This window comes from Romboutsia lituseburensis (assembly GCF_024723825.1).
Lineage (GTDB): Bacteria > Bacillota > Clostridia > Peptostreptococcales > Peptostreptococcaceae > Romboutsia_F > Romboutsia_F lituseburensis_A.
Window position 1 is genome coordinate 2,670,981 of sequence record NZ_JANQBQ010000001.1, and the last position, 26,211, is coordinate 2,697,191.

General features: G+C 29.2%; 18 protein-coding genes. All 18 read left to right on the forward strand.

The genetic code is table 11. The annotated features are described in order from the left end of the window. The first annotated feature begins 188 nt into the window (after nucleotides 1-188). Nucleotides 189-956 carry an ABC transporter ATP-binding protein gene (locus NWE74_RS13120; RefSeq protein WP_258243452.1) on the forward strand — a complete coding sequence of 256 codons (768 nt, stop codon included), beginning with the start codon at nucleotides 189-191 and terminating at the stop codon, nucleotides 954-956. After that, nucleotides 946-2,970 carry an ABC transporter permease gene (locus NWE74_RS13125; protein WP_258243453.1) on the forward strand — a complete coding sequence of 675 codons (2,025 nt, stop codon included), beginning with the start codon at nucleotides 946-948 and terminating at the stop codon, nucleotides 2,968-2,970. The genes NWE74_RS13120 and NWE74_RS13125 overlap by 11 nt, the downstream gene beginning before the upstream one ends. 133 nt (nucleotides 2,971-3,103) lie before the next feature. Beyond that, complete coding sequence (locus NWE74_RS13130) at nucleotides 3,104-6,640, forward strand: DNA polymerase III subunit alpha (protein ID WP_258243454.1); 3,537 nt, start codon at nucleotides 3,104-3,106, stop codon at nucleotides 6,638-6,640. 206 nt (nucleotides 6,641-6,846) lie between these two features. Then, nucleotides 6,847-7,806, forward strand: a complete 960-nt coding sequence (gene pfkA, locus NWE74_RS13135; protein WP_258243455.1) for a 6-phosphofructokinase — start codon at nucleotides 6,847-6,849, stop codon at nucleotides 7,804-7,806. A gap of 20 nt (nucleotides 7,807-7,826) precedes the next feature. Beyond that, the gene (gene pyk / locus NWE74_RS13140) at nucleotides 7,827-9,587 is read left to right on the forward strand and encodes a pyruvate kinase (RefSeq protein ID WP_258243456.1); all 1,761 of its coding nucleotides are present in this window, start codon (nucleotides 7,827-7,829) and stop codon (nucleotides 9,585-9,587) included. 269 nt (nucleotides 9,588-9,856) lie between these two features. Then, entirely contained in the window at nucleotides 9,857-11,422 is a 1,566-nt protein-coding gene (locus NWE74_RS13145; RefSeq protein WP_258243457.1) for a sodium-dependent transporter, read from the forward strand. A gap of 259 nt (nucleotides 11,423-11,681) precedes the next feature. Continuing rightward, nucleotides 11,682-12,374: a hypothetical protein gene (locus NWE74_RS13150; RefSeq protein WP_258243458.1), complete on the forward strand. Its 693-nt coding sequence runs from the start codon at nucleotides 11,682-11,684 to the stop codon at nucleotides 12,372-12,374. Nucleotides 12,375-12,451: 77 nt separating this feature from the next. Next, on the forward strand, nucleotides 12,452-13,810 hold the full coding sequence (gene rlmD, locus NWE74_RS13155; protein ID WP_258243459.1) for a 23S rRNA (uracil(1939)-C(5))-methyltransferase RlmD: 1,359 nt from the start codon (nucleotides 12,452-12,454) through the stop codon (nucleotides 13,808-13,810). Between the two features lie 160 nt (nucleotides 13,811-13,970). Then, nucleotides 13,971-16,682: a 4-hydroxyphenylacetate decarboxylase large subunit gene (gene hpdB, locus NWE74_RS13160; protein WP_258243460.1), complete on the forward strand. Its 2,712-nt coding sequence runs from the start codon at nucleotides 13,971-13,973 to the stop codon at nucleotides 16,680-16,682. A 4-nt stretch (nucleotides 16,683-16,686) separates the two neighbouring features. Then, nucleotides 16,687-16,944, forward strand: coding sequence for a 4-hydroxyphenylacetate decarboxylase small subunit (hpdC, locus tag NWE74_RS13165; protein WP_258243461.1), 258 nt, complete (start codon nucleotides 16,687-16,689; stop codon nucleotides 16,942-16,944). Between the two features lie 12 nt (nucleotides 16,945-16,956). After that, nucleotides 16,957-17,895: a 4-hydroxyphenylacetate decarboxylase activase gene (gene hpdA, locus NWE74_RS13170; protein WP_258243462.1), complete on the forward strand. Its 939-nt coding sequence runs from the start codon at nucleotides 16,957-16,959 to the stop codon at nucleotides 17,893-17,895. Between the two features lie 134 nt (nucleotides 17,896-18,029). Further along, nucleotides 18,030-18,704 (forward strand): Crp/Fnr family transcriptional regulator, encoded by a 675-nt coding sequence (locus NWE74_RS13175; RefSeq protein ID WP_258243463.1) that lies wholly within the window; start codon nucleotides 18,030-18,032, stop codon nucleotides 18,702-18,704. 199 nt (nucleotides 18,705-18,903) lie between these two features. After that, nucleotides 18,904-19,839, forward strand: a complete 936-nt coding sequence (locus NWE74_RS13180) for a phosphoglycerate dehydrogenase (RefSeq protein WP_258243464.1) — start codon at nucleotides 18,904-18,906, stop codon at nucleotides 19,837-19,839. Nucleotides 19,840-20,072: 233 nt separating this feature from the next. Then, nucleotides 20,073-22,091, forward strand: coding sequence for an NAD-dependent DNA ligase LigA (ligA, locus tag NWE74_RS13185; RefSeq protein WP_258243465.1), 2,019 nt, complete (start codon nucleotides 20,073-20,075; stop codon nucleotides 22,089-22,091). 193 nt (nucleotides 22,092-22,284) lie between these two features. Continuing rightward, nucleotides 22,285-23,634: a ribonuclease PH gene (gene rph / locus NWE74_RS13190; protein ID WP_258243466.1), complete on the forward strand. Its 1,350-nt coding sequence runs from the start codon at nucleotides 22,285-22,287 to the stop codon at nucleotides 23,632-23,634. Beyond that, nucleotides 23,634-24,104, forward strand: coding sequence for a metallophosphoesterase family protein (locus NWE74_RS13195; protein ID WP_258243467.1), 471 nt, complete (start codon nucleotides 23,634-23,636; stop codon nucleotides 24,102-24,104). Before rph ends, NWE74_RS13195 begins: the two co-directional genes overlap by 1 nt. 158 nt (nucleotides 24,105-24,262) lie before the next feature. Next, the gene (gene tig, locus NWE74_RS13200) at nucleotides 24,263-25,549 is read left to right on the forward strand and encodes a trigger factor (RefSeq protein WP_258243468.1); all 1,287 of its coding nucleotides are present in this window, start codon (nucleotides 24,263-24,265) and stop codon (nucleotides 25,547-25,549) included. Nucleotides 25,550-25,625: 76 nt separating this feature from the next. Continuing rightward, the gene (clpP, locus tag NWE74_RS13205; RefSeq protein WP_258243469.1) at nucleotides 25,626-26,210 is read left to right on the forward strand and encodes an ATP-dependent Clp endopeptidase proteolytic subunit ClpP; all 585 of its coding nucleotides are present in this window, start codon (nucleotides 25,626-25,628) and stop codon (nucleotides 26,208-26,210) included. Nucleotide 26,211: the final 1 nt, after the last annotated feature.

The window sequence follows — 26,211 nt, forward strand, 5'->3', positions numbered from 1 at the left end:
TTTGTATGTAATAAGTTTATATTTATCTAAATAGTGAGAAAAACTTATTATATAGTTTTAATGGACACTAGTTATCTTACAAAAGTGTAATCTTAAATAAGAGTTTGTGTAATGTTTATTATAAATAAGAAATATAAAATATACTTATGAAATTAAATGATAAAAAAGTTAACATAAGGAGGGTAAGTATGAGAAATATACTAAAAGTAGAAAACATAGAAAAATACTATGGGAATAAAGAAAATATAACTAAAGCTATTGATGATATAAGTTTTAGAGTGGACGAAGGGGAATTTGTGGGTATAATGGGGCCTTCCGGAAGTGGAAAAACTACTCTCCTTAATTGTATATCCACAATAGACAATGTATCGTCAGGAAAAATAATAATAAATGATTTAGACATAACTAAATTGAAATCTAGAGAATTAGATGAATTTAGGCAAAATGAATTAGGGTTTATATTTCAAGATTTTAACTTATTAGAGACATTGACTTGTTATGAAAATATAGCACTAGCTTTAACTATAAAGGGAGATGATGTATATGATATGGATGAAAAAATCAAGGAAGTAGTTAATATATTAGGAATTTATGAAGTACTTAATAAATATCCATATCAAATATCAGGAGGACAAAAACAAAGAGTAGCAGCATCAAGAGCTATAATTAAAAATCCATCTTTAATATTGGCGGATGAACCTACAGGAGCGTTAGATTCTAGATCTTCTAGAATGTTGTTAGATCGATTTGAAAAATTAAATATAGATTTAAAAGCAACGATACTTATGGTTACACATGATGCTTTTACGGCAAGTTATGCAAGTAGAATTTTGTTTATAAAAGATGGGAATATTTTCAATGAGCTAATAAAAGGTAATGATAGTAGAAAAGAATTTTTTAATAGAATAATGGATGTGGTTACATTATTAGGAGGTGACGATAACAATGTATTCTAAAATAGCTTTAAACAATGTTAAAAAAAGTTTTAAAGACTATACAATATATTTTTTAACATTGACTCTATCTGTTTGTATATTTTATAGTTTCAATTCCATAGAGTCACAAAAAGCTATAATAGAAATCGGAAAAAGTGATTTAGGGTTAATGGATACCGTTATAACAATAATTGGCATAATATCTTTGTTTGTAAGTTTTGTACTAGGGTCTCTTATATTATATGCTAATAATTTTTTAATAAAAAAACGTAAAAAAGAATTTGGCATATATATGTCTTTAGGAATGGGAACTAAAAAAATATCTAAAATATTAGTATTAGAAACATTTTTTGTAGGATTGATTTCTCTTTTGAGTGGTATTGTATTAGGAATAATTTTTTCTCAAGGATTATCGCTTTTAACTTCTCAATTATTTGATATATCAATGAATGAATATATATTTACAATTTCATTTAGCGCCATATTAAAGACAGTATTATATTTTAGTATAATATTTGTACTTGTAATAATATTTAATACTTTTATAATTTCAAGATATAAAATTATAGATATGTTAACTGCATCACGAAAGAATGAAAGTATTAAACTAAAAAATCATCTAGTATATATAATAGCATTTATAATAGCTACAATATTTATAATCATGGCATATATATTTGTTATAAAATCTGGACTAGATGCAGGTAATTTACTGTTTATAAAATCGATAATATTAGGAGTACTAGGTACATTTTTAATATTTTTTGGATTAGCTGGATTTGGATTAAATATAATCAAAAGAAATAAATCTATATATTTCAAAAATTTAAATATATTTATATTAAAACAACTAAGCAATAAGATTAATACAAACTTTATATCTATGTCAGTTATATGCTTAATGCTTTTTTTAACTATAGGCATGTTATCAACTGGTATTAGTTTTAAAAATGCTTTAGAAAAAGGATTAGAAAATAATACGCCTTTTGATGCTAGCGCTAAGATGAATGTTTTTGAAAGTGATGAAATAAAAAGTATTTCTCAAACTATGAAAAAACTAGGGTGTGATTTTGATGAAAATGAAGAATATATCGAATATACAGTTTATAACTCCAAGGTTGAAATGAGAGATCTATTTAAAGGAAATCTAAAAGAAAAGCATACTATACGATTAAATTCAATAGATACTCATGGATTAAGTATAATAACAATATCTGATTATAATAAAATTAGGAAGTTAGATGGGAAAGATAGTATAGATCTAAATAAAAACGAAGCATTAATAATTTCAAACAATAATGAAGTAATTGATATATTAAATAATATATTAGAATACAATAAAAAATTAAGCATTAATAATATAAATTGTACAGTAAAAAATAGTAAAGTAATAACGGATGCTTTAGACACATCGGGAATGAATACAAATAAGATTACACTAATAATAAATGATAGTTTATTAAAAAGCATAGAACTTGAAGATTATACTTTTTCTAGCATAAATATTAATTACAGTGAGGCATCAAGAGAAAAGTTAGAAGAAAAATATTCAAAATTATTTAAATCATTTTTAGACGGAAAAGGAAACTCTAAATATGGATTTATATTAGGAACTACAAAAAAGCAAGCTTATTTAGAAAATAAAGGAATGACAACTGTTATATTATTTGTAGGAATTTACTTAGGAATAGTATTTTTAATATCTAGTATGGCAGTACTATCATTACAACAGTTATCAGAGGCTAGTGACAGTATAGATAGATATAAGTCATTAAAACGTATAGGGGCAACCGATAGTATGATAAATAGAACTATATTTATTCAAACTCTTATATATTTTACATTACCATTAGGCTTAGCCTTTATACATTCTGTAGTTGCAATATATGTTATAACTGAGTTTATAAAAATGTTTGGAAAACCAAATATAGGAATATCCTCAATAGCTACAGCCTTAATATTTATATTAGTTTATTTAGGTTATTTTTATTCCACTTATACAGGATATAAAAATATAGTAAAAAACTCAGATTAAAGATATATATAAATACTCAAGAGTATATAACTGATTTTGAGTATTTTTAATTTTGATTAAAATAAGAAGTATGAATTTTGTTTTATGATATGTTTTTGTGGTAATATTAAAAGATAAGACGGGAGGTGGTTTAGTGAGCAAAGATTTCGCACATCTTCATGTTCACACCGAATACAGTTTACTTGACGGATTTTCAAGGGTTAAGAAACTTGTGGCTAGAGCAAAAGAATTAAATATGTCATCTATTGCTATAACAGATCATGGATGCATGTTTGGAGTAATAGATTTTTATAAAACAGCAAAAAAAGAAGGAATAAAGCCGATTATAGGGTGTGAAGTTTATACAGCACCAAGAACATTAAAAGATAAAGATCCTAACTATGATAAAAACCAAGGACATCTAGTTTTATTAGCTAAAAATATGAACGGATATAAAAATCTAATAAAAATGGTATCTACATCATATATTGAAGGATTTTATTATAAACCTAGAGTAGATATGCAAGAGCTTGAACAACATAGCGAAGGGATTATAGCATTATCAGCATGTTTAGCAGGAGACGTATCACGAGCTCTTATGGATAGAAACTATGAAAAAGCTAAAAAGTTAGCATTACAATATCAAAAAATATTTGGTAAAGATAACTTTTATTTAGAAATACAAGATCACAATATACCAGAACAAAGGGAAGTAAATTCTGGATTAGTTAAGTTATCAAAGGAGATAGGAATACCATTAGTAGCAACCAATGATATTCATTATGTAAATAGAGAAGATTCTAAAATACATGATGTACTTATGTGCATACAAATGGGAAAAACTGTTAATGACCCAAACCGTATGAGATTTGGAAGTGATGAATTTTATCTTAAATCAAGAGAAGAAATGGAAGAGTTATTTCCATATGCACCTGAAGCTATAGAAAACACTGTAAAAATAGCTGAGCAATGTAATGTTGAGTTTGATTTTAATACAATACATCTTCCTCAATATGATGTACCAGGTGGATACACACCTGATACCTATTTAAGGGAGCTATGCTTTAAAGGGCTAGAAGAAAGATATGGGACTCCAAATAAAGAGGTTATAGATAGGCTTAATTATGAACTTGATGTAATAGAAAGAATGGGTTACGTTGAATATTTTCTTATTACATGGGATTTTATAAACTTCTCTAAAGAAAATAATATAATGGTAGGCCCTGGTAGAGGTAGTGCTGCGGGTTCTATAGTTGCATATACACTTAAGATAACAGATATAGATCCAATTAAATACTCACTACTATTTGAAAGATTTTTAAATCCAGAGCGTGTATCTATGCCCGATATAGATATAGACTTTTGTTATGAAAGAAGAGAAGAAGTTATAGATTATGTAAAAAGAAAATATGGAGAAGATCATGTTGCACAAATAATTACATTTGGAACAATGGGTGCTAAAGCTGCAATAAGAGATGTTGGTAGAGTTTTAGATACTCCATATAATAAAGTCGATAAAATAGCAAAAGAGATACCTTTTGCATTAGGGATGACAATAGATAAAGCTTTAGAAACAAATCCAAATTTAAGAGCTTTATATGAACAGGATAGGGAAACAAAAGAAATTATAGATATATCTAAGCAAATAGAGGGTATGCTAAGACATGCATCAACTCATGCTGCTGGTGTTGTTATATCTAAAAATCCTGTAGATGAATATGTACCATTGTATAAACATCAAGATGCAATAACTACTCAATTTACGATGACAACCTTAGAAGAGCTAGGGCTTTTAAAGATGGACTTCCTTGGTTTAAGGACGCTTACAGTAATAAGGGATGCTCTTGAGTTAATAGAAAGAAATTATGGAAGAAAAATAGATTTTTCAAGAATGGATTACGATGATCATAAAGTTTATGAACTATTATCATCAGGAAATACACTTGGAGTATTCCAGTTAGAAAGTGCTGGTATGAGAACTTTCATGAAACAATTAAGACCGGATAATTTTGAAGATATAGTGGCTGGAATTTCTCTATACAGACCAGGTCCTATGGATTCTATACCAACGTATATAGAAAATAAGAATAATCCTCATCATGTAAAGTATTTACATGAAAAATTAAAACCTATAATGGAAGTTACTTATGGATGTTTAGTATACCAAGAACAGGTAATGCAAGTTGTTAGAGAGCTTGGAGGATATACTTATGGACGTAGTGACTTAGTTAGAAGAGCCATGGGTAAGAAAAAAATGGATGTAATGGAAGAAGAAAGACGATACTTTATTTATGGTAAAGAGGATGAAAATGGAAATGTTGAAATTTCAGGTTGCATAAGAAATGGCGTACCAGAAGATATAGCAGATAAAATATTTGATGATATGATAGACTTTGCAAAGTATGCATTTAATAAGTCTCATGCAGCGGCATATGGTGTTTTATCTTATCAGACGGCATATTTAAAGGCATATTATCCAGTAGAATTTATGGCAGCTTTAATAACAAGTGTAATGGGAAATACAGATAAAGTTGTTGAATATACAAGAGAATGTAATTCTTTAGGAATTCAAGTTTTAAAGCCAGATATAAATAAAAGTTTCTCTAAATTCTCAGTTGAAGGCAATAATATAAGATTTGGATTAGCCGCAGTTAAAAATGTTGGTGTGAATATTATAAACAATATAATTAACGAAAGAGAATTAAATGGAAACTTCAAAGACTTTGGTGATTTAGCAAAAAGGCTAGATTCTAAAGATACGAATAAGAGAGTAATAGAAAGTTTAATTAAATGTGGAGCATTTGATGAAATAAGTGAAAATCGTGCAAGCTTAATGGCAGGATATGAAAATCTATTAGATAGCATTGCTATGGATAGAAAGAAAAATATACAAGGCCAAATATCTTTATTTGAAGCGTTCTCTACTCAAGAAGAAAATAATAAACTTCATGATATAAGTATAATTCCAAAAATAAATGAATATGAAGAAAGAGAAAGGTTAAACCTAGAAAAAGAAGTATTAGGTATGTATGTTAGCGGACATCCTTTAGCTGAATTTGAAGAAGAGATTCAAAGAAACACATCAATAGATAATGGGAAATTAAATGCTTTAAAAGAGGATACACAAAGTTATTTAGCTCTTGATGAAAGAGAAGTTATAATGGGTGGTATGATAACAAATAAAACTATAAAAACAACTAAAAGAAATGATTTAATGGCATTCATAGAATTAGAAGATTTATATGGAGCTATAGAAGTTATAATATTCCCACAGTTATTGCAAAAATATAATCAAATATTGAATGAAGATGATATAGTATATATAAAAGGAACTTTAAGTATAAAAGAAGATGAAAATGCAAAACTTATAGCTAGAGAAATAAAAGATATAAGTGATAAATCAAGATTTGAAGAAAATAGATATAACCATAATAAAAGGGAAAGTTCACCAGCTAAAGTAGAGTCTAAGCTAGGCTTATATTTAAAAATAGATAGTTTCAGTAATAAAGAGATAATGAATGATATTGGTAAAATATGCAATAAATATCCTGGAAGTGAAAATATATTTTTATATGCTCAAGAAACGAAGCAGTTATATAAGTGGAATGGTGTTAATATAAGCATTTCAAATGACTTACTATTAGAATTAGAACATGTATTACCAAAAGAAAGCATAAAATTAAAAAAATAGCATAATAAAATTAAAAAAATTAGGATATTAAAATAAAAAATTTATAATATAATAATATTATGAAAAAAATGGTTCATCTTGTGGTATAATATCAGAAAATGAATATTTTAATAGTTCTAATTTTTTTAACTTTGATGGGATGAAAAAACAATATAGGGACATAAAATGTCCTGATATATTTAAATGTATAACTAGGAGGTAGCACTATGAAAACTATAGGGATATTGACAAGTGGGGGAGATGCTCCAGGAATGAACGCAGCGATAAGAGCTGTTGTAAGATCTGCAATATACTATGGATGTAAAGTATACGGAATTAACAGAGGATACAAAGGTTTAATAGAAGAAGATATACAAGAAATGAACTTATCGTCTGTTGGTGATATTATACATAGAGGCGGAACTGTACTAAAGTCTTCTAGATGTGAAGAATTCAAAACAGAAGAAGGTAGAGCGATAGGAGTAGAGGTACTAAAGAGATTTGGTATTGACTGCTTAGTCGTAATAGGTGGAGATGGATCTTTCAATGGAGCATTAAAACTTAGTCAATTAGGTTTTCCAGCTATAGGTATTCCAGGTACTATAGATAATGACTTAGCGTACACTGATTATACTATAGGTTTTGATACAACAATGAATACAATAATCGATGCAATAGGTAAAATAAGAGATACTTCTTCTTCTCATGAAAGGGTTAACATAATCGAGGTTATGGGAAGACACTGTGGAGACTTAGCTTTATATGCAGGTCTTGCAGGAGGAGCTGAAACTATAATAGTTCCAGAGATTGAGTTTAAAGTCGAAGATGTATGTACTAAATTAAAAACAACTCAAAAAAGAGGTAAAAGACATAGCATTATAGTCTTAGCAGAGGGAGTAGGAAATGCTCAAGACTTAGGTAAGGAAATCGTTAAAGAGACAGGCGCTGACCTAAGAGTGACTATATTAGGACACGTTCAAAGAGGTGGAAGCCCAACAGCATTCGACAGAATATTAGCAAGTAGAATGGGTGTTAGAGCAGTTGAACTTTTATTAGATGGAAAAGCTGCAAGAGTAGTAGGTATTAAAGACAATAAGATAATTGATATGGATATAAATGAAGCTTTATCAATGACAAGAGACTTTGATAAAGATACTTATGAAATGGTAAAAATACTATCTATATAATATAGGAGGAATATATATATATGTTAAAGGATATGAAAAGAACAAAAATAGTTTGTACATTAGGACCAGCATCAGAGAAAGAAGAAGTTTTAACACAGTTAGTGGAAAATGGATTAAACGTGTGTAGATTTAACTTCTCTCATGGATCACATGAAGAGCATAAGGGAAGATTAGATATGGCTAAAAAGGTTAGAGAAAAATTAGGAAAGCCAGTAGCTCTTTTATTAGATACTAAAGGACCAGAAATAAGAACAGGGAACTTTGCTGATCCAGAAGTATTATTAGAAGAAGGGCAAACATTTACTATAACAATGAAAGATGTTGTAGGAACTAAAGAAATATGTACAGTAAGTTACAAAGGTCTTGCAGAAGACGTTAACCCAGGGAATGTAATATTAATAGATGATGGATTAGTTGGATTAAGAGTTAAAGAAGTAAATGGAGACGATATAGTTTGTATAGTTGAAAACTCTGGTATAGTTAAAAATCATAAGGGAGTAAACGTACCGAATGTTAGTATAAACCTACCAGCTATAACTGATAAAGATATAAGTGATATAGAGTTTGGTATAAGTCAAGATGTTGACTTTATAGCAGCTTCATTTGTAAGAAAAGCATCAGATGTATTAGCTATAAGAGAAATATTAGAGAGAAATAATGCTACAGATATACAAATAATATCTAAGATAGAAAACCAAGAAGGTGTAGACAACTTAGATGAAATATTAAAAGTTTCTGATGGTATAATGGTTGCTAGAGGGGACTTAGGGGTTGAAATACCAACAGAAGATATACCAGTAGTTCAAAAAATGATGATAAGAAAATGTAATGAATTAGCTAAACCAGTAATAACTGCTACTCAAATGCTTGATTCTATGATAAGAAACCCAAGACCAACAAGAGCGGAAGTAACAGATGTTGCGAATGCTATATATGATGGAACAGATGCTATAATGTTATCTGGAGAAACTGCTGCAGGTAAATATCCAGTAGAAGCTGTAAAAACTATGGCATCTATAGCTAAAAGAACTGAAGAAACTTTAGATTATGACAACTTATTAAAGAAAAACGCTAGTAATAACACAACAGTTACAGATGCTATAAGTCATGCTACTTGTACAACAGCTATAGATTTAAATGCATCAGCTATAATAACTTCAACTTCTTCAGGACATACTGCAAGAATGGTATCTAAGTTTAGACCACAATGTCCAATAATAGCTACTACTACTAATGAAAAAGCTATGAGACAATTAGGACTTACTTGGGGAGTTTACACAGTTAAGTCATCGAGTTCTAAAAATACAGATGAAGTTATAGAAAATTCTATAGAAGCTGCTAAAAGTGCTAACTTCATAAATAATGGTGAATTAGTAGTTATAACAGCAGGAGTACCAGTTGGAGTAAGCGGAACTACTAACTTAATAAAAGTTCATGTTATAAGTGAAGAAATAGCTCAAGGTATAGGTGTTGGAACTAAAACTGCAGAAGGTAAAGTTCGTATAATCAAGAGTGGTGAAAGCTGTGCTGATTTCAATGAAGGAGATATATTAGTTACAACTATGACTGATATAGATATGAACCCTTATATAGAAAAAGCTGGAGCGATAGTAACTGAAGATGGTGGAATGACTTCTCATGCTGCTATAGTTGGTTTAAATTTAGATAAGCCAGTTGTAGTATCAGCTAGTAAAATACTTGAAACAGTTAAAGATGGAGAAGTTGTAACCGTAGATGCATCAAGAGGTGTAATATATAGAGGATCAAGTAGAGTTTTATAATAAAAAATGAAAAATTAAAATTTTCTGAAAATTTAATGATAATCGCTTGAAAATTATTAAGTAAAGTGTTACTATATTTTTAAGCTAGTAAAATAACCACTAAGGATGAAATCTTATGATGATGAAATCTTAGTGGTTATTTTATAACTTGATTATTCAGAAAATTCAGTTAAATCGGATAATCAGGAAATTATCTTTTAAATTGATTTGCTAATACAGTTAATTAAGCGAATCAAATTTTTATACTTAAAAAGGGGGGATATAGACTAATGGCTGAAAGTAGAGAAAACTGGGGCTCAAAGATTGGTCTAATATTAGCGATGGCAGGAAATGCCGTTGGACTAGGGAATTTCTGGAGGTTCCCGTATGTAGCAGCTTCAAATGGTGGAGGAGCATTTATGATACCATACTTCTTCGCACTAATAGTTATAGGTTTACCTGTAATGTTAGTTGAATGGAGTATAGGGCGTTATGGCGGTAAACATGGCCATGGTACATTAGGGCCTATGATGTATTTACAAGCAAAACAAGCAATGAAACCTAAAAAAGCAATTATAGTTGGTTCTTTATGTGGGATGATAGCATTTGGAGTTACTATATTAGTTAACTCTTATTATAATCATATCATTGGATGGTCTTTAGGATTTGCATTTAATTCTCTAACAGGTGGATATAAAGGAGATCCGGGCGGATTCTTCGCAAGTTATATTCAGGATCCTAAAAATCTAATATTCTGGGTTATAGCATTACTTTGTTTAGCATTTGCAGTAATGAAAGGGATACAAAAAGGTATAGAATCATGGGCTAAAGTAATGATGCCTGTGTTATACGTATTTGGTATCATATTAGGAATAAGATCATTAACATTAGGTTCTCCTGTGAATCCTGATTGGAGCTCACTAGCAGGGCTTAACTATATATGGAATCCAGATTTTAGTCAATTATCATGGCAATCTGCAATAGCTGCAGCTGGACAAATATTCTTTACATTATCTTTAGGGATGGGGATAATACAAAACTATGCTTCTTACTTACAACCAGATGAAGATATAGTAACAGCTTCAGTAGCAACAGTGTCATTAAATGAGTTTGCTGAAGTTATATTAGGTGGAACAGCAGTTATACCTATTGCCTATGCATTCTTAGGGCCAGAAGGTATAAAAGGAAGTATAGGATTAGCATTTATGGCATTGCCTAATGTATTTAGCACTATGACAGGTGGTGGAATATTTGGAGCTTTATGGTTCTTGTTATTATTCTTTGCAGGAGTAACATCTGCCATAGCTATGTATAATTATCTAGTTGCATTGCTAGAAGAAGATGCAGGAATAGATAGAAAGAAAGGTGCTTGGATAGTATTCGTAGGATACTTAATAGTTGGTTTACCTATAGCGTTAGAGTCAATTTTAACTCAAAGTGCTAACTTGATATACTTTACAGAAGTTGATAACTGGATAGGTAACTATTTATTAATAGTTCTAGGGTTAATAGAAATTGTAGTAATAGGATGGTGTGTAAAAGATAGTGCTTTAGAAGAAATGAACAGAGGAGGATTATGGAAAGTTCCTAAGTGGTTCTTTAGATTATTCCATCAATTCTTAACACCAATTACAATAATAACATTCTTAGTATTCTTTACAAGAGATTATTGGATAGCTGGTAACTTTAAAATTGTACCTAGTTATGTAGCTGAAATACCAGAATTTGCAGTTTGGGTTAATTTAGGTAGAATAGTTGTGTTTGGAGTATTGATAATAGGATTTATTCAATCATATAAATCAATTAAAACTAAGTATAAAGATGAGATAGAAAATAATGAAGTAAGTAAAGCATAATAAAACAAAGAAACTCCATAAAGAATAGGAGGGTAAAGTTTATGACTAGTGCAGCATGGGGATTTATGGGTGTAATTTGGGCAACAATATTTGTATGTATAGGTATATCCATGAAAAAAATTGTAAAAGATGAGAAATAAAAAATATAAAACCCTACTTTTAAAGTAGGGTTTTTGACTAAATATAATACAAAAAAATGAATGAATTTTCTGACAAGTAAAGGGAGATATAGTATTATATAATTAAAGGGAGGGATAAAATGAATACAAACTTAGTAATAACTACAATAAAACAATTAAATACTGAAATAGAAAAGAATAAAAGTTTAAAAGAAAATAAAAAACAAAAATATAGATTACAATTAGACAAACTACTAAATAAATATACTGAAATTGAAATTTCTGATAAATTTAAAACTCAATATAACCAATTAAATGGGAAAGGTGTAGAGCTAGTAAAAGAAGTAAAAGCATCTAAAGACAAGAACAAATTAGAAACGAGTATAGAAGTTTATATAAGATACTTAAAAGCATCATTATATGATTTTGAAGGAAAAACTACTTATTTAAGAAAGTATATAACTAGTTTTTTATTTAGTTCAATGTTATTTTTAGCATTATCACCACAATTTTATGGATTTATATTACCGGTATTATTCTTCTTACCAATATATATAGGATTAAAAGGAGTAAAAAAAAGATCAATAACGGGATTTTATATGACTATGAGTGTAGTGCCTGTTGCACTTATGACATCTTTTACATGGATAAGATATGGTCTTAATGCAAAATCAGATTATTTAGGGGCTGTAAAAGCTATAGTAGATAGTGGCGTAGCTCAAAGTTTGGCAGAGAAATTAGTGTATATAGGACCAATATTTGGGATAATGTTATTAATATTTGCTTGCTTACAACTGTATAGAGGATATAAAAGTAGAGATTTATTCATATAGGGGCTTTATAAGCCTCTATTTTTTTGGTAAAATTAAATCTTGGAGTTTCTTAAAATACATGGACGGAGGATACCTTAATGTTATCAAAAAATGAAGAGTATATTGTAGATATAGTTGATATAGGTCAAGGTGGAGTAGGAATAGGAAAACACAATGGCTTTACAGTCTTCGTAGAGGGCGGATTAATAGAGGACAAAGTAAAAGTTAAGATAAATAAGTCTAAAAAAAATTATGCTGTTGGGGATATTGTAGAAATAATAGAAAAATCACCTTTCAGAATAAATAGAGTTTGTAGCGACAATCTTAAAGATTGTGGAGGATGTCAAATACAAGAACTAGAATATCAAAAACAACTTGATATAAAAACTAATGAAGTTAAACAAGTTATCAGTAGAATCGGAAAATTAGAGGATGTTATTATACATGAAACACTAGGAATGGATAAACCTCTAAGATATAGAAACAAAGCTCAATTCCCTATACAAAAATCAGGAAATACACCTATTATAGGATTTTACAAGAAAAAAAGTCACGATATAATACCTATGGATAAGTGTGTTATACAACACGATATAAATGATAAAATAGTTAAAATTATAAAGACTTATATAAATGCATATAATGTGAGTGTTTATGATGAAAAGACTCATACAGGAGTTTTAAGACATTTAGTAACAAAAATAGGATTTACAACTAAAGAAGTTATGGTTGTATTAGTAGCTAATGGTAAAAAATTACCATACTTAAGTGAGCTAGCATCTGTTTTAAAAGATAATGTTCCAGGATTTAAAACATTAGTTGTAAATGAAAACAGAGAGAAAACTAATGTAATATTAGGTAAAGAAAATAGAGTAGTATATGGTGAAGGAAAAATAAATGATTATATAGGTGATTTAGTATTTGAAATATCACCACTTTCATTCTTCCAAGTTAATCCTATACAAACAGAAGTTTTATATAATAAAGCTTTAGAGTATGCAGATTTACAAGAGAATGATACTGTATTTGATATATATTGTGGTATAGGTACTATATCTTTATTCCTAGCTCAAAAAGCTAAAAAAGTATATGGTATAGAGATTGTAGCCGATGCTATAAAAGATGCTAAAATAAATGCACAAATAAATAATTTAGATAATGTTGAATTCTATGTAGGTAAGGCTGAAGAGGTTGTTCCTAAAATGTACGGTGAAGGAAAAACTGCTAATGTAGTAGTAGTAGACCCTCCTAGAAAAGGATGTGACGAGAAGGTTTTAGATACTATAGTATCTATGTCTCCTGATAAGGTCGTTTATGTTTCTTGTAATCCATCAACATTAGCTAGAGATTTAGCATATTTGGATGAAAGAGGATACAAGTGCGTAGAAATACAGCCAGTAGATATGTTCCCTCATACAATGCACGTTGAAAGTGTTGCAAAGTTAATAAAAAAGTAAATGTAGGCTTATATAAAAAGTATCTTTAATATTAATTTATTAAAGGTACTTTTTTTGTGCTTATAATCAACATTATTTAAAAATGTGTATACTTTACACTACCTTATTAGTCTAAATGTATAATACAGTATTTATATATTTACATATAGGGGGGACGTTAATGGACAAATTAAAAGAAGATAAAATAAAAGATATTTTATCCAAAAGAGGAATAAACACAGATCAATACTCTAATCAGAAATCAAGTCATGAAGAACTAGAAAAAGAACCAATGCCAAGAGCAAAAGCATTAAGAGATATATTTTATAATACATTATCAACAGCAGATATAGAATTTCCATACTGGTACAATAGAGCATGGAAGGAATTTGATGGAGAAATAACTGTAGTAAGGAGGGCAAAAGCACTAAAAGAGGCATTTTCCCACTTAACACCTAATATAGTTCCTGGAGAAAAATTAGTTATGCAAAAAACTATGAATTATAGAGGAGCATTCCCTATGCCATGGCTAAGTGAAAGTTTCTTTATATCTCAAGGGGATGAAATATCTAAAGAAGCAGAGAAAATAGCTAGTAGTACAGCTGATGAATTAACTCAATTTGGAAGCGGAGGCGGAAATGTAACAAAAAGTTTTGGAAATGTAGTTTCTATAGCTGGTAAATTTGGTATGAGACAAGAAGAGATACCAGCACTTTTAAAAGTAGCAAATGAATGGGTAGGCAAATCTGTAGAAGATGTAGGGTTTAGATATGAAAAAATGATGCTAGAATTTGAAACTAAAGAAAAGATAATGAGTAGTTTAGTTTCTATGTTTGATTCGGGATATACACTTCCTCAAGGAAGAGAAATAATAAATTATTACTATCCATTACAATATGGATTTGATGAACTTATAAATATGGCGAAAGAATGTAGATCAACAGTTGCAGGTAATGCAAATGGTGATGGATTAATAGGAATGGATAGATTATATTTCTATGAAGCTGTAATTCATGTTATAGAGGGTATACAGACATGGATATTAAACTATGCTAAGCATGCGAAATATCTAGCAGAAGTAGAGCCTAATGAAAATGTAAAAAATGAATACTTAGAAATTGTAGATATATTAGAATGGATAGCTCATTATCAACCTCGTACATTTAGAGAAGCACTTCAACTTTCATATACTGTTCATATAGCATCTGTAAATGAGGATGCTATATCAGGCATGTCTATAGGTAGATTCGGGCAAATTTTATACCCTTGGTATGAACAAGATAAAGAAAAAGGGATTCTTTCAAGGGAAGAAGCTTTAGAGTTATTAGAGCTATATAGAATTAAGATAACATGTATAGACTGTTTCGCATCTGCAGGTGTAAATGGTGGGGTTTTATCAGGAAATACATTCAATACTTTAAGTATAGGTGGATTAACAAAAGATGGTCAATCAGGGGCTAATGAACTAGAAATGCTATTATTAGAGTCTGGGATGAGTTGTAAAACGCCTCAGCCAACTCTGACTGTATTATATGATGAAAAATTACCAGAAGATTTCTTATTAAAGGCAGCTGAATGTACAAAGACAGGTACAGGATATCCTGCATGGGTAAACAATGTAAATTCAATAAACTTTATGATGAAGCAATTTGTAGATGAAGGTATGACAATAGAAGAAGCTAGAGCAGTTGCATTAGGAGGATGCCTAGAAACATCACCAGGATGCTGGAAAGAACTTACATTGAATGAAAAAAAATATTGGATAGCTGGAGGAGCTGGCCAGTCAGCAGGTTCTGGAATTCATTTTATAGCAAACCCTAAGGTGCTAGAACTTGTTTTAATGAATGGAAAAGATTATAGAACAGGAGCTCAAATTTTAAAGCCTCATAATAAAAATTTAGAAACATATGAAGAGCTATGGGAAGTATTTACAAGCTATTATGAACATATAATAAATGTTTTAGAAAAGGCAAACAACATAGAATTAGATGTTTGGAGAAAACAAAATATGTCAGTTATAAACTCTTTCTTAAAACCTGATTGTTTGGATAAAGGACAGCACATAGGAAATATGGGATATAGATATAATGCAACGCTAAATGTAGAAACTTGTGGAACTGTAACTATGATTAATTCTTTAGCGTCTATAAAAAACTTAGTATATGATAAAAAATTATATAGTTTAGATGAATTAAAAGAAGCTATTTTAAATAATTTTGGATTTAAAAATGCTCTAGAAATAGGAAATTATTCTTTAGCGGATCAAGTTAAGCTAGAAAATGGAGGAAAATATGATGAGATTTATAAAGCTTGTTTAGATTCTCCGAAGTATGGAAATAACGACTATTATGCAGATAAAATTTTGAAAGGTTACCAAGAATGGTTATTAAAAGCATGTGAAAAAGCAGAGTCTTTATATGGTAAAAAAATGTATCCTTGTCAAATATCGGTATCTACTCATGGACCTCAAGGTGCAGCTACTCTAGCTACTGCAGATGGTAGATTGAGTGGAACTACTTACTCAGATGGATCATTATCAGCATATCCAGGAACGGATAAAAATGGAACATATGCTTTATTTGAATCAGCAACTTGCTGGGATCAAGCACAAGTTCAAAATTCTCAAATGAACTTGAAATTACATCCTGCATCAGTTAAAGGAGATCAAGGAAGTAAGAAATTATTAGATCTTACACGTTCGTATTTAAGAAAAGGTGGATTCCATATTCAATATAATGTAGTAGATTCAAAAGTATTAAAAACAGCTCAAAAAACACCAGATGATTATAGAGATCTTATGGTTAGGGTAGCTGGATTTACTCAATATTGGTGTGAGTTAGGCAAACCAATACAAGATGAAGTTATAGCTAGAACTGAATATGAAGGGGTGTAAAATAATGAAATTAAAACATAATGATTGCTTAAACTTTTCTACAATAGATGCTACAAAGGGAATATGCAGAATAACAAAACAACTTATAAATATAGACTCAGAAACATGCTCAGATTTAGCATTAATGCCAAAATGTAAAAATTGTATAAACTTTGAAAATCCAGATGAAAAAGGCATAGGAATTTGCACAGGTCTTGAAAAAGAAGATTGGACTTTTGAAAGTTTAAATGCAGTAACATGTAAAGGACATAGATTTAAATAAAGGAGAATCTAGATGAATTTAAAAGGTAATATATTTGATATACAAAGCTTTTCTGTTCATGATGGACCAGGCTGTAGAACAACAGTATTTTTTAATGGATGCCCCTTACAATGTAGATGGTGTGCTAATCCAGAAAGTTGGAAAATAAAATCTCATATAATGTTTAGTGAATTATCTTGTAAATATGATAAAGGATGCACTGCCTGTAAGGATAAATGTAAGCAGAGCGGTTTAACTTTTGATGATTCAAATAAGCCAATTTTAAATTGGGATATTTGTAAAATTTGTACAACATTTGAATGTGCTAAATCATGTTATAACAATGCATTAAAAATATGTTCAAAGGAATATTCTGTAGAAGAATTAATGCAAATAATAAAAAGGGACTCTAATAACTGGAGAAGTAAAGGTGGCGTTACATTTAGTGGTGGAGAACCATTGCTTCATCATGAATATTTAATTAATATACTTAAAGAATGCAAAAAATTAAATATACACACCGCTATTGAAACTAGTGCATATGTATCAAATGATATTTTCTTAAATATTATGGATTGTATAGATTTTGCTTTTATAGATCTAAAACATATGGATAGAGAAAAACATAAAAGTCAAACAGGTGTATACAATGATTTAATTCACCAAAATATTAAATTATTGAGAAAATGTAATTGGAATGGTCGATTAGTTATTAGAATTCCTGTTATTGGTGGATTCAATGATGATGATGACAATGTAAGTAAAATTATTGAATTTATGAAAGTAAATGATTTATATGAGATAAACTTATTACCTTTTCATAGACTTGGAGAAAGTAAATGGAATCAATTAGGCGAAGCTTATGATTATAATGGTAAAGGTGATGTAGATTTAAGTAAATTAGAAGATATACAAGATAAATTTTTAGATAATGAAATAGCATGTTATATAGGTCATGAAACTATGTTTTAGTTAAATAATTATACAAATAAAAAATATAAAATAAAAACTAGCAATTCTAATTATTGAATTGCTAGTTTTTATTTTATAAAATTAAGGAGTAGAGTTTTTTAGTTATAACTATAGAGGGGAAAGGGTATATTAACATGAGATTAGAGGATACAGTCATATATAACAGTATAAAAAAACATATGGATGAAATTGAAATTTATAAATATAAAAAAGGTCAATATATATCTAGTGGGATAGAAAGTGTAGACGGAGTGTTTTTTATATTAGAAGGGATTGTTAAAGTTGAATGTATGACTAAGTATGGAAAAAGTTTCTTAGTTGATATAGTTCCGGAAGATGAGTTTGTAGGAAAAATTAGTGATCTTTATGATCAGAGTTTATTTTGTGATATTATTGCAGAAAACTCTGTAACTTTAGCTAAAATAAATGATTCAACATTTAAGATACTTCAAAATAATCCTGAATTTTTAAATATATTCTTTTTTAAAACTAGCAAAAGAATGTATAACATGTATAAAAAATTAATAATGAAAGATTTATTTAGATTTGAAGAGTTGTTTGCTCATTATATATTAGAAAATTCAAAGGATGATATATTTAAGTTTAAAAGCATATATAGATTGTGCCATTTACTATCAACAAGCAGAAAAAATTTATACAATACAATAAATAAATTTGTAGATAAAAAATACATAGAAAAAAAAGAAAATACTTTTATTATTAAAGACAAAGATGCTTTAATGAGTATTTCTAAATATGTTAAAGAGTACACTAGAAAAGATGAAAAAAAATTAAAGTTTGAACTGTAAAGTAAAATATATGAGAATATATTAATTTAATTTGGTCAAAATAATTATAAATAAATGTATATTACACCTCATAGTTTTAACCTCATAGTCTTTTTATACATTTATTTTTAAATAGATTAAGTCCTTCAAAATTGAAGGACTTTTTATTTTTACATAAAATACTTATAATATAACAAAATAATACATGGGAGGGATTATAGTGAAGGTTTTATTTACTATAAATTATGGGGAAGAAAAATTTCAAAAAATTAGAGACTTAGGATACGATTTAATATACGCTAATGAAAAAAATGTAATAAATGATAAAGATATTAATGCTATTGATGTATTAGTAACATATAATCCATTTAGCACTTTAGATATATCAAAACTGCATAATCTAAAGTATATCCAAACATCTAGTGTTGGCGTAGATCAGATACCTAAAGAAAAGATAAATGGCAGAAATATAATAATAGCAAATAATAAAGGTGGATATAGTATTCCTATAAGCGAATGGATAGTAATGTACATTTTGCAAATATATAAAAATAGTAAAATTTTCTACAAGCAACAACAGGATAAAAAGTGGAAAATGAACTTTGATATGACAGAAATATATGGTAGACGAATTGGTTTTATAGGTACAGGCACAATAGCTACAGAAGCTGCTAAGAGGTTAAAAGCTTTTGGTGTTGAATTATGGGGCGTGAATACAAAAGGAACTGATAAAAAATATTTTGATAGGTGTTTTGCAACAAATGATATGAATGAAGTATTTACAAATTGTGATGCAGTTATATGTACAATTCCAGCCACAAAAGATACTATTGGAATAATAAATAAAGATAAGTTTAGCGTTATGAAAGATAAATCTGTATTTATAAATGTAGGAAGAGGAAACATCGTAAATGAGAATGACTTAATAAAGTATATGGATAAATTTAGAGGGGTAGCGCTAGATGTATTTCAAGAGGAACCATTAAGTGAAGATAATGAACTATGGAAGTTTGAAAGTATAACTATAACACCTCATAATTCATGGGTATCAGATAAAAATAATGATAGAAACTTTAATATGATATATAACAATCTTAAAAATTACATAAATAATAAACCTTTAAATAATATTATGGATATTTATAAAGGATATTAGACTAAAATAATAAAAGTTGCTCTATTAATAGAGTAACTTTTTTATGCTTAAGAAAATTATGATAGATACCATAAAATAGCGCAAGTGAAATAGTTTTAACAAGGTTGGCCTTATTAATAGAAGCTTAATAAAAAATTTCACAAGGATAATACTAAAATGATATACTAAAATATATTAAAAGTTAGAAAATGGCAATACTAAAAGTGTAAATAAGCATATGAGGTGATAATAGCATGAGTATAGAAAATAGAATGAATGAACTTATAGATTTAATAAACTATCATAATGAAAAATACTATAATCAGGATGAACCTGAAATATCAGATTTTGAATACGATAATTTAATTAAAGAATTAATAAAAATAGAAGAGGAAAATCCAGAATTAAAGAGGATTGACTCTCCTACAAACAGAGTTGGAGGGAAACCTTTAGATAAATTTGAACAAATAGTACATAAAATACCTATGCTAAGCTTATCAAATGCATACTCGGGTCAAGATCTGAGAGATTTTGATAAGAGAGTTAGAGATATGGTAAATGATGATGTTGAATATGTGGTTGAATTTAAGATAGATGGACTTTCGGTAGGACTTACATATAATGATGGAGTTTTTGAAAAAGGAGCTACTAGAGGAGATGGGGTTGTAGGAGAAGATATATCGAAAAATTTAATGACAGTTAAGACAATTCCTCTAAGAATAGAAGAAGATAAGGAGATAGTAGTAAGAGGAGAAGTTTACATATGTAAAGAAAACTTCAATAAAATAAATGATCAGCAGGAAGAAGCAGGTCTTCAATTATTTGCGAACCCAAGAAATTTAGCAGCAGGATCACTAAGACAATTAGATTCTAAGTTAACAGCAAAAAGACCTTTAGATATATTTATATTCAATCTTGAACATGGTGAAAATTTAGAGTTTAAAAGCCATAGTGAATCGTTAGAATTTTTAAAGTCTCAAGGATTTAAGGTAAGTCCTAACTATAAAGTATGTAATAAAATTGAAGAAGTAATCGATTATATAGAATATTGGACACAAAATAGAGGTAATTTAGATTTTGAAATAGATGGAATGGTTATAAAAGTAAATAATTTAAAACAAAGGGAAGCTATGGGATATACTGCAAAGAGTCCAAGATGGGCTATTGCATATAAGTTTCCAGCAGAACAAAAGAAAACAAAAATAATAGATATAATAGTTGAAGTAGGTAGAACTGGTACGATAACTCCTACAGCTGTACTAGAACCGGTTAGATTGGCAGGGACTAGTGTAAGTAGAGCAACATTACATAATGAGGATTACATAAGAGAAAAAGATATAAAGATAAATGATATTGTATTAGTTCAAAAAGCAGGAGATATAATTCCTCAAGTTGTTGAAGTAATAAAAGAAGAGAGAACTGGTGACGAATTAGCATTTGAAATGCCTAAAAAATGCCCTGTATGCTCTGAACCTACAGTAAGACTTGAAGGTGAGTCTGCTGTGAAATGTATAAATATGTCTTGTCCAGCTCAAATAAGAAGAGGGATAATACACTTTGTGTCAAGAGATGCAATGAATATAGATGGATTAGGTGAATCAATAATAACATTACTATTAAATGAAAAAATAATAGAAGATGTTGCAGATTTATATAGTATAAAAAAAGAAGATGTAGTTAATCTAGAAAGAATGGGAGATAAATCTGCAAATAACCTAGTTAAATCAATTAAAAAATCTAAAGAAAGTGATTTATGGAGATTAATAAATGGATTAGGTATAAAATTTGTAGGAGTTAAGGGAGCTAAAATTTTAGCTAAAAACTTTGATAGCGTGGATTCAATTCTAAAGGCATCTATTGAAGATTTAGTAAACTTAGAAGAATTTGGAGAAATTATGGCAAGAAGTGTTATAGAATTCTTTAAAGAAGAAAAAAATCTTAATGTAATAGATAAGTTAAAAAAAGCAGGCGTAAATATGAGTGCAGAAGATGATACAAATAATGACACTCCTCAAATATTTGAAGGAATGAAGATTGTATTGACCGGCACACTACCAACATTAAAAAGAAATGATGCTAAAGAAATTATAGAATCTAGGGGTGGAAAAGCAACTAGCAGTGTAAGTAAATCAACTACATTTGTATTAGCAGGTGAAGAGGCAGGATCGAAGTTAACTAAAGCTAATGAACTAGGAATTAAAGTTATTGATGAAAGTCAATTTATTGAATTGGTTAAACTAGAAACAATAGAAGAGGTAAAGAGTAATTTATAAAGTAATATGCTGATATTAAAAAAGGATATTTAAGATAATAGATAAAAATTAATGTTATTTTAAAGTTATTGACGAGTATATAGATATTGTTAATAGTGGAAAATAACTTGTAATATATGTTAATATTAGTAATATATGAATAAAGTTGAACGAATGAAAAATCAACATAACATACTTAAGCGAGGTATTAGTAATGGCTAGAATTGATAATAGAAGTAACGATCAGATAAGAAATATAAAAATAACAAGAAATTATACTAGATACGCAGAAGGTTCTGTATTGATAGAAATGGGAGAAACTAAAGTTATATGTACTGCATCTATAGAAGAAAAAGTACCACCTTTTTTAAGACATACAGGAACTGGATGGATAAATGCAGAGTATTCTATGCTTCCTAGATCTACTCATCAAAGAAAAGTAAGAGAATCATCAAGAGGTAAAGTAGATGGAAGAACTCAAGAGATACAAAGATTAATAGGAAGAGCTATTAGATCTGTTATAGATTTAAATAAAATAGGGGAAAGAACTATTTGGGTAGACTGTGATGTAATTCAAGCCGATGGAGGAACTAGAACTGCTTCAATAACAGGTGCATTTGTTGCTGTAGTAGATGCGCTAGATAAGTTACATAAGTCTAAAGCTATAAAAGAAATGCCAGTTAGAAACTTTGTATCAGCTATAAGTGTTGGTATAGTAAATCAAGAGCATGTTCTTGATTTATGCTATGAAGAAGATTCGAATGCACAAGTTGATATGAACATAATAATGACAGATAAAGGCGAGTTTGTTGAAGTTCAAGGAACAGGTGAAGAGCGTCCGTTCTCAAGATCTGATTTAAATGCACTGTTAGAACTTGGTGAAAAGGGGAATAAAGAATTAATAAAAGCTCAAAGGGCTGCATTAGGAAAAATAGCAGATGATATATTAGGTATGGAATATGGGGATGAAGTAGTTATAGCTACTAATAATGCTCATAAATTAGAAGAAATAGGTTCTATATTAGAAGATTTTGATTATACTATATATTCATTAAAAGATGTAGATTTAGGTGGAATTGAAATTGTTGAAGATGGAAAAACATTCGAGCACAATGCATTAATAAAAGCTAGAACTATAGCAAAATTAACTAATAAAATAGCTATATCAGATGATTCAGGTCTAGAAGTTGATGCTATAGGAAAAAAACCAGGAGTTTATTCAGCTAGATATGCAGGAGAAAATGCTACAGATGAAGAAAATAGACAAAAGTTAGTTAAAGCATTAGTTAATATTCCAGCAAGTCAAAGAACAGCAAGATTTGTATCTGCAATAGCTGTAGTTTTACCAGATGGAAAAGAATTTGTAGTTAGAGGTACTTGTGAAGGTTCTATAGGATTTGAAGAAAAAGGTAAAAATGGATTTGGATATGATTCATTATTTATAGTAAATGGATATAATAAAACATTTGCTGAAATGCCTGCAACAATAAAAAATAGTATAAGTCATAGAGCAAATGCTTTAAAATTAATGAAAAGTGAGTTTAGCAAAAGGGTAGTGAGATAATGAAAATAGGAGTAGTTAGTGATACTCACATGATGAAGAAATTCATCGACAAATCTATACCATATCTAAAAGAGTGTGATTTAATAATTCATGCTGGAGATAATTTCTCAGATTCAAAGTACATACATAGTGAAACTAATGTAGGTATAATGGCTGTAAGAGGAAATTGTGATTTTGACAATGTAGAGGATGAATTAATATTTGAAGTAGAAGATAAAACAATATTTTTATGTCATGGAGATAAATATGGAGTAAAGTATGGCATAGATGAAATTGAACAAAAAGCTAAAACAGTAAATGCAGATATAGTAATTTTTGGTCATACGCATATTCCTCTAAATATAGAAAAGGATAGTATATTATACTTAAATCCTGGGAGTTTATCTTTACCAAGAAGAGTAACATATAAAAGCTTCATAATAATGGACATAAAACAGAGTCAAATCAATGTAAAAGAAATAAGATTATAATATAGGTGAATAAGTGTGATTCCACTAAGTTGCATAATGAAGGGAACACTTGTAAATAAAAAAACTTATGTGCTATAATTAAAGAGTTAACTATAAGTATAATGGATTATAATTCCATATACAAAATTATTACATAACTATATAGGAGGATTAAGTCAATGAAAGCAGAATTAATAAAAAAAGAAGGCAGCAAAGTGACTTTAAAAATAACTGTAGATAACAATAAATTTGAAGCAGCAGTAACAAAAGCATACAACAAAACTAAGGGTAAGTACAATATACAAGGATTTAGAAAAGGTAAAGCACCAAAGGTTGTTATAGAAACTCAATACGGAAAAGGTGTATTCTACAATGATGCTATAGAAATATTATTCCCAGAAGTATATCCAGAAGCTATAAAGGAATTAAATATAGATCCAATAGATAGACCAGATTTAGATGTTGAAGAAATAAGCAAAGACAACGGATTAGTAATGGTTGTTAACGTAGAAGTTAAACCAGAATTCGAGTTAGGGGCTTACAAAGGTATAGAAATAGCTAAAGTTGATAATACTGTAACAGAAGAAGAAGTTAAATTCAGCTTAGAAGAAATGGTAAATAAGAACGCTAGATTAGTAAGCGTAGAAGATAAAGCTATAGAAAACGGAGATACAGCTGTTATAGATTTCGAAGGATTCGAAAACGGTGTAGCTTTCGAAGGTGGAAAAGGTGATAACTACAGCTTAGCTATAGGATCAAACACTTTCATACCAGGATTTGAAGAGCAATTAGTTGGTAAAAAAGCTGGAGAAGAAGTAGAAGTTAATGTTACTTTCCCAGAAGAATATCATGCTGAAAACTTAGCTGGAAAGCCAGTTGTATTCAAAGTTAAAGTAAATGATGTAAAAGTTAAAGAATTACCAGCATTAGATGATGAATTCGCTAAAGATGCTAGTGAATTTGATACATTAGCTGAATTAAGAGCAGACGTAAGAGCTAAATTAGAAGAAGAAGCTAAGAATGCTTCAGAAGCTACAATGAGAAACACTTTAGTTGAAAAAGTTGCTGCAAATACAGAAGTAGAAGTTCCAGAAGCTATGATACAACATCAAATAGATAATATGTTAATGGAACTTAACTACCAATTACAATACCAAGGATTAAACTTACAACAGTTACTACAAATGACTGGAAGAAGCATAGAAGAATTAAGAAATGAAAGAAAAGAAGATGCAGCTAAATTAGTTAAGTCATCTTTAGTATTAGAAGCTATAGCTGATGCAGAAAAAGTAGAAGCTACAGATGCAGATGTAGAAGCTGAATTAGAAAAAATGTCAGCTATGTACAACATGGAAGTTGAAAAATTAAAAGCTTCTTTAAGAGAAACAGATGTTGAAGATATAAAAGGTCAAGTTAAAATAAGAAAAACTATAGACTTATTACTTGAAAACGCAACAATAGCTTAATTTTTTACAGTAGCCTAACTAGGCTACTGTAAATTATATATATATAAAATAGAAGTTATAAGAGGGGGTATGATCCATGGCATTAGTACCTGTAGTTGTTGAACAAACAGGAAGAGGAGAAAGATCGTACGATATATATTCTAGATTATTAAAGGATAGAATAATATTTCTAGGAGATGAAGTAAATGACGCTACTGCTGGTCTTATAGTAGCACAGTTATTATTCTTAGAGGCCGATGATCCAGATAAGGATATACATTTATATATAAATTCACCAGGTGGAAGTATAACGGCTGGTATGGCCATATATGACACTATGCAGTACATAAAACCAGACGTATCTACTATATGTATAGGTATGGCAGCATCTATGGGTGCATTTTTATTATCAGCAGGAGCAAAAGGAAAGAGATTTGCTTTACCAAATAGTGAAATAATGATACATCAACCATTAGGTGGAACTAGAGGGCAAGCGACAGACATAGAAATACATGCAAAAAGAATAATAAAAATGAAAGAAACATTAAATCAAATACTATCAGAGAGAACTGGTCAGCCATTAGAAAAAATTCAAATGGACACTGAACGTGATAACTTCATGAGTGCAAATGAAGCTAAAGAATATGGCTTAATAGACGAAGTAATCACAACAAGACCGTAGA

Bases quoted from the DNA above. Each gene is read 5' to 3' on its own strand.
- NWE74_RS13120 (WP_258243452.1), top strand. From the start codon at position 189: ATGAGAAATATACTAAAAGTAGAAAACATAGAAAAATACTATGGGAAT.
- NWE74_RS13125 (WP_258243453.1), top strand. From the start codon at position 946: ATGTATTCTAAAATAGCTTTAAACAATGTTAAAAAAAGTTTTAAAGAC.
- pfkA (WP_258243455.1), top strand. From the start codon at position 6,847: ATGAAAACTATAGGGATATTGACAAGTGGGGGAGATGCTCCAGGAATG.
- pyk (WP_258243456.1), top strand. From the start codon at position 7,827: ATGTTAAAGGATATGAAAAGAACAAAAATAGTTTGTACATTAGGACCA.
- NWE74_RS13145 (WP_258243457.1), top strand. From the start codon at position 9,857: ATGGCTGAAAGTAGAGAAAACTGGGGCTCAAAGATTGGTCTAATATTA.
- NWE74_RS13150 (WP_258243458.1), top strand. From the start codon at position 11,682: ATGAATACAAACTTAGTAATAACTACAATAAAACAATTAAATACTGAA.
- rlmD (WP_258243459.1), top strand. From the start codon at position 12,452: ATGTTATCAAAAAATGAAGAGTATATTGTAGATATAGTTGATATAGGT.
- hpdB (WP_258243460.1), top strand. From the start codon at position 13,971: ATGGACAAATTAAAAGAAGATAAAATAAAAGATATTTTATCCAAAAGA.
- hpdC (WP_258243461.1), top strand. From the start codon at position 16,687: ATGAAATTAAAACATAATGATTGCTTAAACTTTTCTACAATAGATGCT.
- hpdA (WP_258243462.1), top strand. From the start codon at position 16,957: ATGAATTTAAAAGGTAATATATTTGATATACAAAGCTTTTCTGTTCAT.
- NWE74_RS13175 (WP_258243463.1), top strand. From the start codon at position 18,030: ATGAGATTAGAGGATACAGTCATATATAACAGTATAAAAAAACATATG.
- ligA (WP_258243465.1), top strand. From the start codon at position 20,073: ATGAGTATAGAAAATAGAATGAATGAACTTATAGATTTAATAAACTAT.
- rph (WP_258243466.1), top strand. From the start codon at position 22,285: ATGGCTAGAATTGATAATAGAAGTAACGATCAGATAAGAAATATAAAA.
- NWE74_RS13195 (WP_258243467.1), top strand. From the start codon at position 23,634: ATGAAAATAGGAGTAGTTAGTGATACTCACATGATGAAGAAATTCATC.
- tig (WP_258243468.1), top strand. From the start codon at position 24,263: ATGAAAGCAGAATTAATAAAAAAAGAAGGCAGCAAAGTGACTTTAAAA.
- clpP (WP_258243469.1), top strand. From the start codon at position 25,626: ATGGCATTAGTACCTGTAGTTGTTGAACAAACAGGAAGAGGAGAAAGA.